Source organism: Flavobacterium sp., assembly GCF_027490375.1.
In the GTDB taxonomy this organism is placed as follows: Bacteria; Bacteroidota; Bacteroidia; order Flavobacteriales; family Flavobacteriaceae; genus Flavobacterium.
Genome location: NZ_JAIXYH010000053.1, coordinates 1 through 16,137 on the forward strand (window position 1 = coordinate 1; position 16,137 = coordinate 16,137).

At 41.3% G+C, this 16,137-nt stretch carries 18 protein-coding genes; 9 read left to right on the top strand and 9 right to left on the bottom strand.

Annotated elements, in window-relative coordinates:
- The 3 genes from Q0064_RS06395 to Q0064_RS06405 form a co-directional block, all read left to right on the top strand.
- Positions 1-318: T9SS type B sorting domain-containing protein (locus tag Q0064_RS06395; protein ID WP_298146000.1), on the top strand; the 318-nt coding region annotated here is incomplete at its 5' end.
- A gap of 2 nt (positions 319-320) precedes the next feature.
- On the top strand, positions 321-1,307 hold the full coding sequence (locus Q0064_RS06400; protein WP_298146002.1) for a type IX secretion system membrane protein PorP/SprF: 987 nt from the start codon (positions 321-323) through the stop codon (positions 1,305-1,307).
- Between the two features lie 57 nt (positions 1,308-1,364).
- A complete protein-coding gene (locus Q0064_RS06405; protein ID WP_298146043.1) occupies positions 1,365-1,889 on the top strand; it encodes a gamma carbonic anhydrase family protein in 525 nt (174 codons plus the stop codon).
- 175 nt (positions 1,890-2,064) lie between these two features.
- Here Q0064_RS06405 and murI read toward each other — a convergent pair whose 3' ends face one another.
- From murI to Q0064_RS06450, 9 genes are all read right to left on the bottom strand, one after another.
- Entirely contained in the window at positions 2,065-2,841 is a 777-nt protein-coding gene (gene murI / locus Q0064_RS06410; RefSeq protein WP_298146005.1) for a glutamate racemase, read from the bottom strand.
- 67 nt (positions 2,842-2,908) lie between these two features.
- Complete coding sequence (locus Q0064_RS06415) at positions 2,909-3,409, bottom strand: OmpH family outer membrane protein (protein ID WP_298146008.1); 501 nt, start codon at positions 3,407-3,409, stop codon at positions 2,909-2,911.
- Positions 3,410-3,433: 24 nt separating this feature from the next.
- Positions 3,434-4,522, bottom strand: a complete 1,089-nt coding sequence (locus tag Q0064_RS06420; protein WP_298146012.1) for an OmpH family outer membrane protein — start codon at positions 4,520-4,522, stop codon at positions 3,434-3,436.
- 35 nt (positions 4,523-4,557) lie between these two features.
- Positions 4,558-7,191 carry a POTRA domain-containing protein gene (locus tag Q0064_RS06425; RefSeq protein ID WP_298146046.1) on the bottom strand — a complete coding sequence of 878 codons (2,634 nt, stop codon included), beginning with the start codon at positions 7,189-7,191 and terminating at the stop codon, positions 4,558-4,560.
- Positions 7,192-7,248: 57 nt separating this feature from the next.
- Positions 7,249-7,989 carry an isoprenyl transferase gene (locus Q0064_RS06430; protein ID WP_298146014.1) on the bottom strand — a complete coding sequence of 247 codons (741 nt, stop codon included), beginning with the start codon at positions 7,987-7,989 and terminating at the stop codon, positions 7,249-7,251.
- Between the two features lie 2 nt (positions 7,990-7,991).
- Positions 7,992-8,669 carry a DUF6089 family protein gene (locus Q0064_RS06435; protein WP_298146017.1) on the bottom strand — a complete coding sequence of 226 codons (678 nt, stop codon included), beginning with the start codon at positions 8,667-8,669 and terminating at the stop codon, positions 7,992-7,994.
- A gap of 169 nt (positions 8,670-8,838) precedes the next feature.
- Positions 8,839-9,672: a hypothetical protein gene (locus Q0064_RS06440; protein ID WP_298146020.1), complete on the bottom strand. Its 834-nt coding sequence runs from the start codon at positions 9,670-9,672 to the stop codon at positions 8,839-8,841.
- 19 nt (positions 9,673-9,691) lie between these two features.
- Positions 9,692-10,576, bottom strand: coding sequence for an NAD kinase (locus Q0064_RS06445; protein WP_298146023.1), 885 nt, complete (start codon positions 10,574-10,576; stop codon positions 9,692-9,694).
- 17 nt (positions 10,577-10,593) lie between these two features.
- Positions 10,594-11,253: a CBS domain-containing protein gene (locus tag Q0064_RS06450; RefSeq protein WP_298146026.1), complete on the bottom strand. Its 660-nt coding sequence runs from the start codon at positions 11,251-11,253 to the stop codon at positions 10,594-10,596.
- An 89-nt stretch (positions 11,254-11,342) separates the two neighbouring features.
- Here Q0064_RS06450 and Q0064_RS06455 point away from each other — a divergent pair, with 89 nt between their 5' ends.
- The 6 genes from Q0064_RS06455 (at position 11,343) to Q0064_RS06480 (ending at position 15,859) form a co-directional block, all read left to right on the top strand.
- Positions 11,343-12,056: a pyridoxine 5'-phosphate synthase gene (locus tag Q0064_RS06455; RefSeq protein ID WP_298146028.1), complete on the top strand. Its 714-nt coding sequence runs from the start codon at positions 11,343-11,345 to the stop codon at positions 12,054-12,056.
- On the top strand, positions 12,053-12,826 hold the full coding sequence (locus Q0064_RS06460) for an alpha/beta fold hydrolase (protein ID WP_298146031.1): 774 nt from the start codon (positions 12,053-12,055) through the stop codon (positions 12,824-12,826). Before Q0064_RS06455 ends, Q0064_RS06460 begins: the two co-directional genes overlap by 4 nt.
- 1 nt (position 12,827) lies before the next feature.
- Positions 12,828-13,160 (top strand): phage holin family protein, encoded by a 333-nt coding sequence (locus Q0064_RS06465; RefSeq protein ID WP_094487200.1) that lies wholly within the window; start codon positions 12,828-12,830, stop codon positions 13,158-13,160.
- Positions 13,161-13,275: 115 nt separating this feature from the next.
- Positions 13,276-13,998 (top strand): VIT family protein, encoded by a 723-nt coding sequence (locus tag Q0064_RS06470; RefSeq protein ID WP_298146035.1) that lies wholly within the window; start codon positions 13,276-13,278, stop codon positions 13,996-13,998.
- 211 nt (positions 13,999-14,209) lie between these two features.
- The gene (locus Q0064_RS06475; protein ID WP_298146038.1) at positions 14,210-14,707 is read left to right on the top strand and encodes a hypothetical protein; all 498 of its coding nucleotides are present in this window, start codon (positions 14,210-14,212) and stop codon (positions 14,705-14,707) included.
- 534 nt (positions 14,708-15,241) lie between these two features.
- Positions 15,242-15,859, top strand: a complete 618-nt coding sequence (locus Q0064_RS06480) for a lipoprotein signal peptidase (protein WP_298146040.1) — start codon at positions 15,242-15,244, stop codon at positions 15,857-15,859.
- Positions 15,860-16,137 lie beyond the last annotated feature (278 nt).

A 16,137-nucleotide genomic window follows, 5' to 3' on the forward strand; every position in this document is an offset into this window, starting at 1 on the left:
TACGCACGTGACTTACGCGCTTGTGGCGAAGCATTTACATCGATTACTGTAATCGATTATCCGAAATTCTTCACACCAAACGGCGACGGTTACAACGATACGTGGAATATTTCGACTTTAGCTAATCAATTGCAAGCAAAAATCTTTATATTTGACCGCTTCGGTAAGCTCTTGAAACAAATCAGTACAACCAGTCAAGGTTGGGACGGTACGTTCAACGGTGATCCGATGAAAGCGGATGATTATTGGTTCACAATTCAGTATTCTGAAGGTGGAGTTTTAAAAGAATTTAAATCGCACTTTGCATTAAAACGTTAACAATGAATTTTAAAAAGAGGTACCTGGCGCTGTTATTTCTAATAACCCAAATCTCATTTTCACAGGAAGGTATTCCGATTTACTCTGATTATCTATCGGACAACTATTATTTGATACACCCTTCAATGGCTGGTGCAGCTAATTGTGCCAAAATACGCGTTACCGCCCGCCAACAGTGGTTTGGCGTTGAAGATGCTCCTGCACTTCAGACCGCAAGTTTTAATGGTCGATTGGGTGATCAATCAGGTGGAGGTATCATTGTATTTAACGATAAAAATGGTTATCACTCACAAAGAGGTGTAAAATTAACCTACGCGCACCACATCATGTTTTCACGTAGTGAGGTTGATTTGAATCAGTTATCTTTTGGTATGAACTTGGGTTTAATTCAGTCGCAACTTGACGAAACAGAGTTCGTTGATTTCGACCCAGTTGTAGGTGGTGTGATACAAAGAGACTCGTACTTTAATGTAGACGTAGGAGCTAGCTATAACTATTTAGATTTTTACACGCATTTAACAGTTAAAAATCTTCTTACTAGCTCAAGGGATTTATACAGTGATATCGAATCTCCAAACTTAAGAAAATTGCTTCTTAGCGCTGGTTATACGTTCGGCGATGCTGATCGTATTTTGTGGGAACCTTCGGTATTGTTTCAATTGGTTGATGAAACACAGGAAAAATCTATCGATCTAAACCTTAAAGCGTACAGAAATGTAAGCTTCGGTCAGCTTTGGGGAGCATTATCGTACAGACGATCTTTCGATTCAGCTCAATTTGAACAAAACGGAAGCGTTAACAGCCAACGTTTACAATATATTACGCCTATTGTTGGTATAAATTACAAACAATTTATGTTCGCGTATACTTATTCTCATTTATTGGGAGACATTCAGTTTACCAACGGAGGATTTCACCAAATTACATTAGGTATTAATCTGTTCTGCGAGCGCGAGAAGTTCGATTGTAATTGTCCTGCGATCAACTAGAAAAGTTTAGTTATTAATTCAATCCCGGTCTGTTCGATCGGGATTTTTTATTTCTTTATTATGATTATTGAAGTTAGAGGCTTTACTCCTGTCGTTCCCAATAGTTGTTTTCTTGCAGCGACAGCCTGTGTAATAGGCGATGTACAGCTTGGTGAAAATTGTAGTGTTTGGTTCAATGCCGTTGTACGTGGAGATGTGAACAGCATTCGTGTCGGTGATCGAGTTAACATCCAAGATGGTGCCGTCATTCATGCCACCTATGAAAAGCACGCAACTAGTATCGGAAATCGAGTTTCTATTGGCCACAATGCGATTGTACATGGTTGTACCATTCATGACGACGTGCTCGTGGGTATGGGAGCCATTATTATGGATGGTTGCGTAGTGGAGTCTAATTGTATCATTGCTGCAGGAGCAGTGGTTACTCAGCATTCCAAGTTGGAGTCGGGGTGGATTTATGCAGGGGTGCCGGCTAAAGCTGTTAAGCGAATTGATACCTCTGCTTTTTCAGGTGAAATTGAACGAATATCACGAAACTATGTGATGTACAGTTCATGGTTTTCTGATAAAGATCGGCAGTAATTTTGAACATCTCAACATTTTGATGATACGCGCTTTCAGGTAAGTTGCATTACTGACATTCGATTTCTAGTAGGCGCAATTGATAAAGATTTTAATGTGTTGATAGAGGATTTACTCTTTAGAATATCAAATTGTTTTATGGAGAGAGCGGATTTTATGTAATATACCCGCGATATCAGAAACTTTGTTCTATTATGATTGCTTCAGGCGTATTCAGCAAGCTTTTTAAAACGCCGCTTCCTTTATTTGTGTAAAATGTAAGCTGTGGTTTTTGCGCAGTTGCAAGTAGTTGATTTTGCTCTAATATGGTTTTTGTTTGCCTGGCAACGGCCTCCCCAGAATCGATAATTTTTATATGGCTTGGTAATATATCTTTGATTATGGGTATGAGATAAGGGTAATGACTACAACCTAAAACGAGATAATCTATATTTTGTTCAATCATAGGTTTTAAATAAACCCCAAGTAATTCTCTCATTTCTGGACTTTCAATCATACCATTTTCAATAAGAGGAACCAGATTGTGGCCTATTTGCTCAATAATTTTTACGCTCTTGTGGTTCTGGACTGCTTTGCTGAAAAGTTCGCTGTTAATTGTGCCCTTGGTGGCAAGTATGCCAATGGTTTGTGTTTGAGAATTTAAAGCTGCGGGTTTGATGGCCGGTTCGATTCCAATGAAAGGAATTTGATATTTTGTGCGAAGTTCCTTTATAGCATTTGTTGTCGCTGTATTACATGCAACTACAATTATCTTAACGTTTTTCTCTAAAAGGAATTCTGTGTTTTTTTCTGATAGATAAACTATTTCTTCTTTAGATTTTTGCCCATAAGGTGCATTGGCGCTGTCTGCCAGGTATATGGTGTTTTCGTAAGGAAGAAGTTTGTGAATTTCTTTCCAAATGGAAGTTCCACCAACACCAGAATCGAATAAACCAATGGCTCGTGTACTCATACAACAAAGTTAAAAAAAAACTGCCCGAGGTGTATCGGGCAGCTGTTTGATTGCAATCTCTTGTGTATTAGAAACCGAGTTCTTTCTTAACATCTGGAGTTAAGTCTGGACCGTCGGCCAATAGTAAACCTGCGCTATTAAAGACATATTGAAAACCTTTAGCTTTCCCTACTTTTTGAATAGCCGCTTTTACCTTTTCTTCGATCGGCTTCATTAAGTCGCCTTCTTTTGTGCTAAGTTCTTTCTGTGCAGTTTCGCGAAATTCGCGGATTCTCTTCTCTAAGTCTTGTACTTCCTTTGCACGCTCTTCGTTGATTTTTGCAGAAACTGTCTCAGCCTCTTGCTCGTACTTTTTCAAACGTGCTTGGTATTCATCGACCATTACTTTAAAGTCGTTATCGTACTGCTGACCTAATTTCTCGAGTTGTTTTTGTGCATCGATGTAAGCGGGCATTTTAGTCATCAATTCAGCTACATCAATATGTGCAGATTTGGCTTGTGCGTTCGCGTTTAAAGATACGCCTAAAACCAGTACGGCAGCGATTAGTAAAGTTTTCAATTGTTTCATCATCAAATTAAAATTAAAAAGGTGTTAATTATTATTTTTAGGTGTTGCTGTTCCCTGTTCTTCAGGTTTTGTAGCATCTTTATTTTCTTCCTTGGCTTTCTTTGCCGCTTCCTTAGCTGCAGCTGCTTTTGCTTTACGATCTTCAAGCTCTTGTCTTCGTTTTGCAACAGCCGCATCTCTTTCTGCTAATTTTGCTTTTCTCTGCGCCTCCCGAGCTGCAAGAATAGAGTCTTTATTGGCAGTTGGTTTTGGTTTTGCTACAGCAGTTGAATCGGAGCTAGTTGCCGATTGAGCAGCAGGTTTGGCACTGCTTTCTGTTGAGTTCGCTGGCTTTGCGTTTGCTGGCGCTTTTGGTGCGGTTTTACCCGCAGCCCTTGCATCAGCGGCAGCCTTTTTCTTTGCTTCAGCTTCATCTCTTTTGGCTTGCGCAGCAGCTTTGCGTTCTTCAACTAACTTATCTCTTTGTGCCTTTTTTTCTTCAATTCGCTTTCTGCGTTCAGCTAGAGCAGGATTCTCGTCCTCCAAATTTTCTTCATATTCCTTCTTTTCTTCTTCCTGAATTTCTTTTTTGCTCTTTTGAGTTCGTTTAGAAGCTCTTGAAATAGTACGAATTACTTGGTCGCTGATGTCGTATCTTTTTGCAGAGAAAATCATGGTTAAATCTGATGATTTATCGAAAATGAAATCATACTTTTTTTGTTCCGCAATATCTTGGATAGCTGTAAATACTTGATCTTGTACGGGCTTAACAAGCATTGCTTTTTGAACGATATAGTCGCCCTGTGGGCCAAAATGTTTCTGTTGTATGCTAGTTAATTCCGATTCTTGGTAAGCAATTTCCTCTTCTTTTTCTTCAATGAGTTGTTTGGTTAGAAGTACCCGTTCTTTTGCAAGCTCCTCTTTTAGTTTTGTAATTTCGTTCTTTTTTGTTTCGAGCTCTTGCTTCCACTTTTGAGCTTTTAACTCCAATTGGTTCTTAGCTTCGATATAGTCTGGTACATTCTCGAGAATGTAGTTCATGTCTATATAACCAATGCGAACACCTCGGCCGGATTGTGCTTGAGCGTTAAATACTCCTGTTACCGCTAATAAAAGAAAAACCAATTTTTTCATATACTCTTTACCCTTAAGAAAATATCGTGCCAAATCTAAAATTGCTGTCCAATGATGAAGTGGGTTTCCCAACCATTAGCTTGTGTTCTGCCTGGAGTTGGATCGAAACCATGTCCAAAATCTATTCCTAACAATCCAAAAGCAGGCATAAATACGCGTAGTCCGAAACCAGCTGATCTTTGCAAGACAAAAGGATTATACTCCTTAAAGCTACTATATCCCGCACCTGCTTCAAGAAAAGTTAATGCATAAATCGATGCCGCACCTTTCAATGTAATTGGATAACGCAATTCTAACGAAAATTTGTTATAAATTGTTGCACCGTCTTGACTTCCATTTACAATTGGAGTTAACGATTGGTTTGGATATCCGCGCAACTGTATTGTTTCGCGTCCGTCGAGCATAAAGTTCGCCAAACCGTCGCCACCAAGGAAAAAGCGTTCAAACGGAACGTCACCTCGGGCACTGTTGTAGTTGCCTAAGAATCCAAATTCAGCCAAAGAACGCAGTACTAATTTATCATAAATTTTCGTATACCAATCGGCTCGCATTTTTATTTTGTAGTATTCCAGCCAATTAAATTTCTTTTGGTCGACTTTTGCTTGGTCTACCGCCGCATCTTCGGGGCCGTCGGCACGTATTGTAGCATTTTGTATTACGTTTCCATTAACCAGAATATCTTCTTGCTTGATGTAGTCGCCAGGAGCTATGTAAACGCCGTCTGGTCCAAAAGTACCCGTTTCTTCGGTGTAGCGAAGTTTGTATTCGGGTTGACTAGAAAGTGCTGCATAATCAACTCCATTGAAAAGTGAATATGGTGGGGTGAATTTTGCAGAGATGGAGAATTCAGAACCGTAAGTGGGAAAGATTGGGTTTACACCTTTGTTGTTTCTTGTTAAACCTACTGAATAAGCAAAATTTCGAGATGAACCATCACCGAAAGTAAATAGACCGGTGTTGTAATTATTCAAATCATAATACTGGAAACTCAACGATTGTGATAATACAAAGGAATCATCGGGTACGGTAAGTTGTTTAGCTAATCCAACAGATAGCGTTATAATGTTGAAGCTTCGGCTTCTATCCACGCTGTTAGTTCTAAAGTTGTTCAAGAACTGCTGAGAATAGGATAGAGATGTGCTAAAACTTACAGGTTTTTTACCTCCAAACCACGGTTCAGAAAACGATAAGCTGTATGTTTGGAAGAAGCTACTTCCTTGTAAGCGAAGCGAAACTCGTTGTCCATCACCCATAGGTAGTGGGGTATAGGCCTCCTTTTTAAACATATTCCTTGCAGAGAAGTTGTTAAAAGATAAGCCGAGCGTACCGATAAAACCGCCACCGCCGTAACCTCCTTGGAGTTCAATTTGGCTCGAACCCTTTTCTACAAGATTGTATTCAATATCAACAGTTCCCGCTGCTGGATCAACGTTTTTAAATTTTGGATCAATAGCCTCCGGATCAAAGAACCCTAAAGCACCAATTTCTCTAATTGTTCTGATAATAGCATCTTTATTGTATTTCTGACCCGGCTTAGTACGCAATTCTCGGTAGATAACCTTATCATTGGTCTTGTCGTTTCCTACAACAGAAATTTTATTGAAATAAGCCATCGGACCTTCAACAATACGTATCTCGAAATCGATTGTATCGTTGTAAGTACGCGTTTCTACAGCGTTTATATTAGAAAACAAATAGCCATTATTTTGGTATAAGTTGGTAATGTCTTCATTATCCGGTTTCGTCGGATCACTAATTCGCTTCTCCAACAAAACACCGTTGTAAACTTCACCTTTTTTGATGCCCAACATCCGATTTAGTTGCTGGTCGGTATACACAGAATTACCCAAAAACTTAATGTTTCCAAAATAGTATTTTCTTCCTTCTTCAACTTTAATTTTTATAGAAAGGCGATCTCTTTTTTCACTGTAAGCTACCGTATCTGATACAATTCGAGCATCCCGGAATCCGCGTGAAGTATAGGCTTTAACAACGGCTTCTAAGTCTTCGCTGTATTTATCTTTAATGTATTTAGAACGCTTGAAAAGTCGAACCGGATTGATTTGCTTCGTGTTTTTCATCGCACTTCGAATCTTGGCATCGGAGAGCTTTTCGTTGCCTTCAATTTCGATTTTACTGATTTTTACTTTATCTCCTTTGTCGATGTTAATCAGCATATTAACTAAATTTCCGGCAGTAGTGTCTGGAATAGTTCGAACAACGGCCTTCGCTTTGAAAAAGCCTTCCTTTCGGTACTTATTTTCGATGTAATTACGAGTGGTGGTAATTAAGTTCTCGTTTACGATTTTACCTTTGGTTAGCGCATTATCTTTAATGAGTGTTTCGGCCTTTCCTTTTTTAACGCCGTTTATCTTAACATCATTTAATTTAGGTAGTTCTACTAAGTTTAGGTTTAGCCAAATAGAATCGTTACTTGTTTTTTCAATATAGAAATCGATCTCGCTAAACAAGCCCAACTTTCCTAACTTTTTGATGGCAGTACTCAATTCTTCTCCAGGAACGGTAATGGGTTTTCCTTTTTCAAGTCCGGCATAGGTCGTTACAACTTGTGCGTTGTAAGTAGTTTTACCAGTTACAGATACATCGGCGAGTATGTAAGTAGAGCCTTTGTCAAAATCAGGTCGAATTTGTGCCTGACCGGCTAAAATTCCAAAGAAAAAAAGGGCAAGGGAGACAAATAGTAAATTCTTGTTTAACACTAATGTTTATTTTAGTTGTTCGCTGGTTTTTCCAAATCGGCGTTCGCGTTTCTGGAAACTTTCCAAAGCTTCGTATAAATTCTCTTCATTAAAATCAGGCCACAAAACATCTGTAAAATACAGTTCTGCATAAGCGAGTTGCCACAACAGAAAATTACTGATGCGATGTTCGCCACTAGTTCTGATTAATAAATCAACATCCGGTAATGAACGCGTGTAAAGATGCTCATTTATAATTGTATCGTTAATATCACTTTCGCTGATTATATTATTTTTAACTTTCTCAGCAATTTTTTTAACAGCTTGCGTAATTTCTTCCCGAGACCCGTAACTCAATGCAATTGTGAGTGTTAGTCTTTTATTGTTGGCTGTTTTTTCGATCACCTGCAGCAATTCTTTCTTGGCAGCTTTTGGCAACATATCAATATTCCCTATCGCAGCGAGCTTTACATCATTTTCTACAAGTGTGTTTAGTTCTCGACGAAGCGATTTTATCATCAATTTCATGAGTAAATCGACTTCCAGCTTCGGGCGTTTCCAATTTTCGGTACTAAATGCGTACAACGTTAAATTTGGGATGCCAATTCGAGCACAAGCTTCAATCACAAGCTTTACTGTGTTGGTTCCGTTTTCATGTCCGACAGATCTCGAAAAGCCTTTCAATTTTGCCCAGCGCCCGTTGCCGTCCATGATGATGGCCAGATGCTGCGGTAGTTTTGCAAATGTTGGAATTCTTTTCTCGTTCATATTTATTCGGGACAAAAACAAGGATTATTTCCAAAAGTATAAGTCAGCGATAACAAAGAAAACATAAACCAGTCGTTACTGTTAATATTTCCAAATTTTATAGCATTTGGAATATCGGGATTTGACGCATCCAGATTATCACTGTACGTATATCTTGCTCCTATTTCAGCGGCAATCACCCAGCGAGGGGATATGTTTGTTTTTACGCCCACAACCATCGGAATGGCCATAGTGAACTCTTTTTTGTCGTATTCAGTGCCTCCGTTAAGAAAATACTGATTGTCGTAGCGTACAACACTTAAACCACTGTAAACGTAAGGCGTTATTTGCGGCCGCAGCGAGTGCAGATCAAATGGAAAAAAATTAAATTCCAAACCTAACGACAGCTCTTGCGTTGTAGTTCTGAAAGAATAACCACGATCTCTTCGCGATGGAACATCCGAGGCACGGTCGTTTGAAGCAAGCGTTGTTTGCGTGAACGAAGCACGCCAAGCATGACGCGGACTCTTATTCCACTTGTACAAAATTCCGCCAGCTAGTTTATTCGGTTTAAAATAATCTGTCGGACCAATATCGCCTACGTAGTTACTGCCGCCTAATGCCAACCCAATCTCATGGATTTGTGCAGTAGCGGAAGTTGAGAAAACAAGACATATAAGCCCAAAAATTATCTTTTTCATCCTTGAAAAAATGCGTGCAAATATAACAATAAAGAAATGTTAAAATGGCCCAATTCGTTTAAATATCAGACGTAATCAAAATGCCTGTCGTTAAACTGCGCCGACATCTAAAACGGCGTACTTCGCGCATTCGTATTTTAGGAGTAATTATTTTCGGAATGAAATTGCTTTATTCTGTTTCGGCGGGCGCATTGAAACTCGGTAGCAAAGCACCATCTTTCCACTGGTACGTGCGTGTTACAACAGTTTTGTTAATCCACTCGGTAGCTTCATCAACGAGTTCGTTGGTTTCGGAATAGAACAGTACAGTACCGTCTTTTCCACCTTCGTCTGTTGGGAAAATGAGTTTTTCTTCTTTAGCATAAACATCGGCGTCGAATAAAGCAACTAGATTGGCGATGAGCGCTAATTTCGAAGGCGACCAACTGTAATATGCTATGCCGCCATTCATGCCACAAGCTTCAGCATAAAAGTCAATGATCAATAATTTTTCTACGTCAGTTAATCCCTTGTTATCACTCAAGTATATGCTGAATGACTCAGCAGGTAAAGGCTCTTTTACCTCATTTAAAACGGTTTTGTTCGCATAAACTTCTTTAATGGTTATTCCATGAATTGTGTCTTTCGGACTATTCAACTGAAATAAAAACGAGGTTTCCTCTTTTTCGTAAACCAATTTTTCAAAAGCCAAGGAAGAAGAACGCACATAACCCGTTTTTCCGCGAAACCGCACTTTGATAAATGGAGGGTTTGTTATTCGTAAACTTTCTTTGATTAAATAATCGGTTTCTAAGGTCAACGCTTCTCCTAAAGGAATTTCCATCAAGGTTTTGGAAGACAAATTTGCCTGCGCTTTTAAGGCACATATCTCCTCGAAAACATAAACTTTTTCGCCTTTTTTAATGGGTTCGTAAACGCCAAAAACTTTTACGGATTCCTGGGCAAAGCTAAAGTCGTTCAAGAAAAAGAAAACAACAATAAAAATGTAGTTTTGAGCGCGCATGGTGCTGGTTGTTAAGCGGTTAATTGCGCTTATCTTCTCCCCAAAGCAGTTTTTCACGCAATGTTTTTAAGAAGGTTTCTTCGGGGAATTCAATCATCTTTAAAGTAAAAGCTGCCTTTTCGATGATGAGTTCCGTTTCGTTTTGCACAGAAAAACTCTGCGCATCAAGCGAAACTAAGTGCTGCGATTCTCGGCCACTTACGCGCAAACGTATTTGTGTCGAGTCGGGAATAACCATCGGACGCGCATTCAAATTGTGTGGTGCAATGGGTGTAATCACAAATCCAGCAACGGCAGGTGTTAATATGGGTCCGCCGCAACTTAACGAATAGCCCGTAGAGCCCGTTGGCGTTGCAATTATTAAACCATCTGCCCAATACGATGTGAGAAATTCGCCATTCAAGAACGTATCGACGGTAATCATTGATGCGCTGTCTTTGCGATTTACCGATATTTCATTCACCGCAAAATTGGTTTGTATGCCCGAATCTGCCGGTAAACTTCCGTGGAGCTGCAACAAACTCCGTTCCGAAATACTGTATTTTTTGTCGAGCACCAACTGTAAAAAAGCATCGATATCTTCTTTTGGAACTTTCGCTAAAAAGCCCAAACGACCCGCATTCACACCTAAAATCGGAATGCCTTTATCTTGCACTAACAAGGCAGCACGCAAAATTGTTCCGTCGCCACCAATACTCAACAATAAATCAGTATCCGGTTCCAAATCGTCTGATTTACTGAAGGTTCGATAACTTTTTTTAAGAATGCCTTTTTCGTACAACAACGCCAAAAACGTTTCTTCGATAACTAAATCAACCTGATTGGCATTTAAGAAAACAAAAATGTCGCGAATGATGGGTTCGGTGCTGTTTTGGTAGTATTGACCGTAGATCGCAATTTTCATAAGCAGTGTTTTACAGCTTAAATATTTAAATACCGGTCTAAATACTCAGAGCGTTCACGTAAGTTGTTAATATAGTCGTCTTCTTCGTGTTTGCTTACAATTTCGTATTCGTATCTTCTAAAAGTAGCAATCAGTTCATTGATGCTGCCTTGCGAAACTTTTACGGTAACTTCGGCAAATTGGTTGTCGAGGAAGGAAATAAAAGCACCTAATAATTTCACATTGTTGCTTTCCACAATCTGCACGATTTGTCCCATGCTGTAATCGCGGACGTCTTTTCGGACAACGAGAATTCCACCCGATTCTTTCAAAAAAGGCGTTTCGTGAAAAAGCGAAGTAACTTCGGTTAATTCGTAGTAACCCGTATACTTGTTTTCATCAGTAAGTACCGGCACCACATTGGTGTGGTTTTTCGCGAACACTTCTAAAACATCGAGCCAAAACATCGAGTCGCGAACAAAAAAGCCTTCTAAACTGTATTTGTAATCGGAAACCATTTTAGATGTGTCGAAAGTTTCGGCGTCTTCCGCAGCAATCGAGCCAATATAAACGCCGTCTTCCATCACCGGAAAGTGCGAAAACAACTGCTCAGCAAAAAAGTCTTGAACGTTTTCAATCGACTCATCCGCAGCAAATGGCTTCAAATCTTTCGACAATAAATTTCCTATTTCAGTCATATCCTGTCTTTACCTCTGCAAAATAATTAAAAATACGCGAATCACAGGACGAAAGGTTTTAATTTTGGCAGACTTTTAATAATGCCGATATGACAAAACTGAGCGTGAACGTAAATAAAATTGCCACCTTGCGTAATGCACGTGGCGGAAATGTGCCCGATTTGTTGAAAACAGCCGCTGATATTGAACGCTTTGGCGCCCAAGGAATAACCATTCATCCGCGTCCAGACGAACGACACATTAAGTATCAAGATGCGCGCGACTTAAAGAAAATAGTTACCACCGAACTCAATATCGAAGGAAATCCGGAAAAGTCATTTATCGATTTGGTTTTGGAAGTGAAACCACATCAGGTCACTTTAGTTCCCGACGCGCCCGACGCCATTACTTCAAATGCCGGTTGGGACACAATTACGCACAAAACCTTTCTTTCAGAAATGGTTCAACTTTTTAAATCACACGGTATTCGAACCTCGATTTTCGTTGATCCGGTTTTGGAACTAATCGATGGCGCAGCAGCTACAGGTGTCGATCGAATCGAATTGTATACCGAAGCTTACGCAAAACATTTTCCACAAGATCCCAATCAGGCCATCGCTAGTTATGCCGCCGCAGCCAAACGCGCGAACGAATTACAACTTGGCATCAACGCCGGACACGATTTAAGTTTAGAAAACATACAGTTTTTCAAACAACATATTCCGGGCTTGCTCGAAGTAAGTATCGGACATGCGCTCATCAGCGAAGCCTTGTATCTCGGTCTCGATAATGTCGTAAACATGTACTTACACCGACTAAAATGAATCCAATTTTAAATAGTATCATTACCGGAAACGGAACGCCCTTAGTTATTATTCACGGATTTTTAGGCATGTCCGACAATTGGAAAACCTTCGCCAATCAAATGGCTGAACGCCAATTTCAAGTACACGCCGTGGATTTGCGCAATCACGGTAAAAGCTTTCACAGTGCCGATTGGAATTACGATTTTATGGTAAACGATTTGCGCCAATACATGCAAGCACATCGAATCGAGAAGGCGCACATACTTGGGCACTCCATGGGCGGTAAACTTGCCATGATTTTTGCCGCTACGTATCCGGAATTGATAAACCGATTGGTAGTTGCCGATATCGCACCACGATATTATAAACCCCATCACGACGAGATCTTAAACGGACTCGCAGCAGTTGATTTTTCCAAAAAACCGAGTCGGCAAGAGGTCGACGAGCTGCTCCAAAGTTATATTCCCGATTTTGGAACACGACAATTTCTGCTAAAGAGCTTGTATTGGATAGAACCCGGACAACTTGCTTTCCGATTTAATCTACCCGTTTTTCTTGCCAATAAAGAAGCTGTTGGTACACAAGTGAATCCCGATGCGCGCTTCCAGATGCCAACGCTTTTTGTACGCGGCGGTGAGTCAAAGTATATCCAAGAACGCGACGAAGCCGACATTCAACGGCAGTTTTCCGACGTGCGTATCGAGACTATTGCAGGTGCCGGACACTGGCTACACGCCGAAAAACCAGCCGAGTTCTTTCAAATCGTTTCCTCTTTTTTACCTTCGTAATATGAAATTTATCATCAAACTGGTTATCTCGGCCATTTCGGTTTTATTGCTTAGTTATTTGCTGCCCGGTGTGCGCGTAACCGATTTACAAACGGCACTCATCGTTGCACTAGTACTAAGCCTACTCAACATGTTTGTAAAGCCCATTTTACTTCTGGTTACTTTACCGATTACCATTTTTACGCTCGGAATCTTTCTACTGTTCATCAACACCATCATTTTATTGATTTGCGATGTGCTTGTCGACGGTTTTACTCTAAACAATTTCCTAGCGGCCTTTGTATTTAGTCTGTGCTTGTCGTTTATACAATCGCTAACGTCGAAATTGTTGTAAACAGAACGAGTCTGAATTGCGATTTGTAGAAGAAATTCTACTGTTTTATCCGTAACTTTAAGTTTGTTTGGAAGCAGTTTTAGCTGAAACCGCTGTTCCAGTGATAACCAACTGTATGGAAAAAGCAACCACTTCTCAGATAACGATCGACAATTATTTGAAAAACCACTACATGCACCGCAGCAATTGGTTGCGTGCTGCTGTTTTAGGTGCCAACGACGGTATTATCTCTATTTCGAGTTTGGCCGTGGGCGTTGCTGCGGCTGGAACCGGTCGCGAGGCCATTACCTTAGCCACTTTTGCTGGTTTGGTGGCCGGAGCCTTATCGATGGCTGCAGGCGAGTACGTTTCGGTGAGTTCGCAAACCGATACCGAACGCGCCGATATTGCACGTGAAAAAGATGAATTGCGCGATCAACCCGAAGTAGAACTCGAAATCTTAGCGCAAATTTTTGAAAAACGCGGACTCAAACGCGAAACGGCACTTTTAGTTGCGAACGAATTAACCGAAACCGACGCGCTGGGTGCGCATATTCGTGAAGAATTAGGCATCAACGAAATATCTCAGGCAAATCCCATTCAGGCAGCTTTTGCCTCGGGAGCCGCCTTTACAGCTGGCGGTTTGTTGCCGCTGTTGGTGGTTTTACTTGCACCGCTGTCGGTCATGCAATACAGCTTATACGGCAGCACGCTGCTATCGCTTATGATTTTAGGGATCGTCTCGGCGCGTGCCGGAGGCGCCAATGCCAGCAAAGCCGTTTTGCGCATTACCATTTGGGGAGCCATTGCCTTAGGCTTGAGTGGTCTGGTGGGCTATTTATTTGGTGTTAGCGTGTAGTAACTATTTAGTCTGACTTAAAAATGCAGCGATTTTGCCTTTTTGTAAAGCAGTACACAACAAATAAATGTACTTTTAAGTCGGAAGTTTTTTGAATGTCATTTTCTGTAACGTGTTGTTTTTATTTGTGTTAGCATTTGTAAGTCAACGATTATTTTTGAATGAGCATCAGATTATTCTTTCTTGTTTTTAATTTTTAATATGTAGTTTTATGAATGCAGCACATTGGCATTTAGCCTTAAATCACTTGCCATTAATTTTGCCTATTGCCGGAGTTTTGGTTTTGGGTATTGGTTTTTTCACCAAATCAGAAGTTGTAAAACGCACCGCACTGTTTTTATTTGTTGTGGGTGCTTTAACCACTTTAGCGGCCATGCGAAGCGGAGAGGAAGCCGAAGAATTTGTAGAAGAGCTTGCGGGTTTTTCGCATGATTATATTCACGAACACGAAGAAGCGGCCGAGCGTTTTGCCTTGGTTTCCTACGCTTTAGGCGCAGTATCGCTGCTGGGCTTGTGGGCCAGTTACAAGCGCAAAGGTTTCGCGCGCGCTATTTTTATCGCCGCATTTCCGCTGGCCTTTGTAGCGTTGTGGATGGGTCGCGAAACAGGCACAAGCGGAGGTGAAATTCGCCATACCGAAATTCGAGAAACGGCTAATCAAACGCCAGCAACTCCCGAAACGCAAGAAGCCGAAGCCGAACACGAATAGTTTTTTGGGTGTGCCGCCGCAAACGCAACGACTCCAAAGAACGTGAGTAACTGCGGCGTCTCGCCCTTTGCTGCAATTTCGGTACGGGCGCAGCAGCGTTTTAAACTTGACTTCAATTTTTAAATCGAACTCAGGTTTTGAAGTCGCGCTACGGGCTTCCGCTGGTCGCCGTATCGCTCCCAAAACGCTAAGCTGCGCCCGTTCCTGCATTTCCACGACGGTCGCTCACACGGCAATCGTTACCGAAACGATACGTCTTTTAGCGCACGTTCTTCTGCGTGAAGGGCAGCAGCGGAAAACAATTGCAGCCGTTTTGCCAAAACCGACGCCGCTGCATTTGCGACCAGCGGAAGCACCATGCAGTGGCAGACGGTTGGCGAAAGGGCAAAATTTTTGTAGCGTATGACCTGACGGCGGTGGTTTTATTTCGTTGGTCGGTGCACAAACGTCCGCCGGCACGCCCAAAGACACCCGAAAAAGCAACTGCAATTAAATCGATTTGAATTACTATTTTTGCCGCACATAACACGCAAAATGACTTTAAAAAAGGCCTACATACTTATTTTTAGTATTTTAATTATCGATCAAGTTTCGAAGATTTACGTAAAAACGCATTTTCTGCTTCAGGAGAAAATTCATGTTACGGGTTGGTTTAAGTTGTTTTTTATCGAAAATAGCGGCATGGCGTGGGGTACCGAAATTCCGGGCGATTACGGGAAATTAGTGCTTACTTTGTTTCGAATTATTGCGGTTTTTGGTATTGGTTGGTGGCTGTACGATTCTGCGCGTAGAAAAGCTAGTAATTACCTCATTGTGGCTATTGCGCTCATTTGGGCCGGTGCATTTGGGAACATCATCGACTCGGTGTTTTACGGCGTGTTTTTCAGCGAAAGTACCACAACCGATTTAGCGGTTTTTATGCCGGATCAGCCCTACGGGAGCGTGTTTCACGGCAAAGTAGTCGATATGCTGTACTTTCCGTTTATCGAAGATTATGTACTTCCGGAATGGTTACCTATTTGGGGTGGAAAGGAGTTTACTTTTTTTAACGCTATTTTTAATTTCGCCGATATGGCCATTTCGACCGGTATTGGTATTTTGTTGGTTTTCAACAAGAAGTCGTTTGCACCTCCAGCAGGCGAGGGGAACTAGCCTTCGACAAGCTCAGGCAGCACTTCGACAAGCTCAGGCAGCACTTCGACAAGCTCAGGCAGCACTTCGACAAGCTCAGGCAGTGTTCATCGATGAGTATGGGCAAGTTTTTCGTATCATTCTTTGGAATTCGCTTACACGGCGGCTGAGCTTGTCGAAGCCAGAGTTTCACCAAACGTAACGCGCCTTCGACAAGCTCAGGCAGCACTTCGACAAGCTCAGGCAGCACTTCGACAAGCTCAGGCAGCACTTCGACAAGCTCAGGCAGCACTTCGACA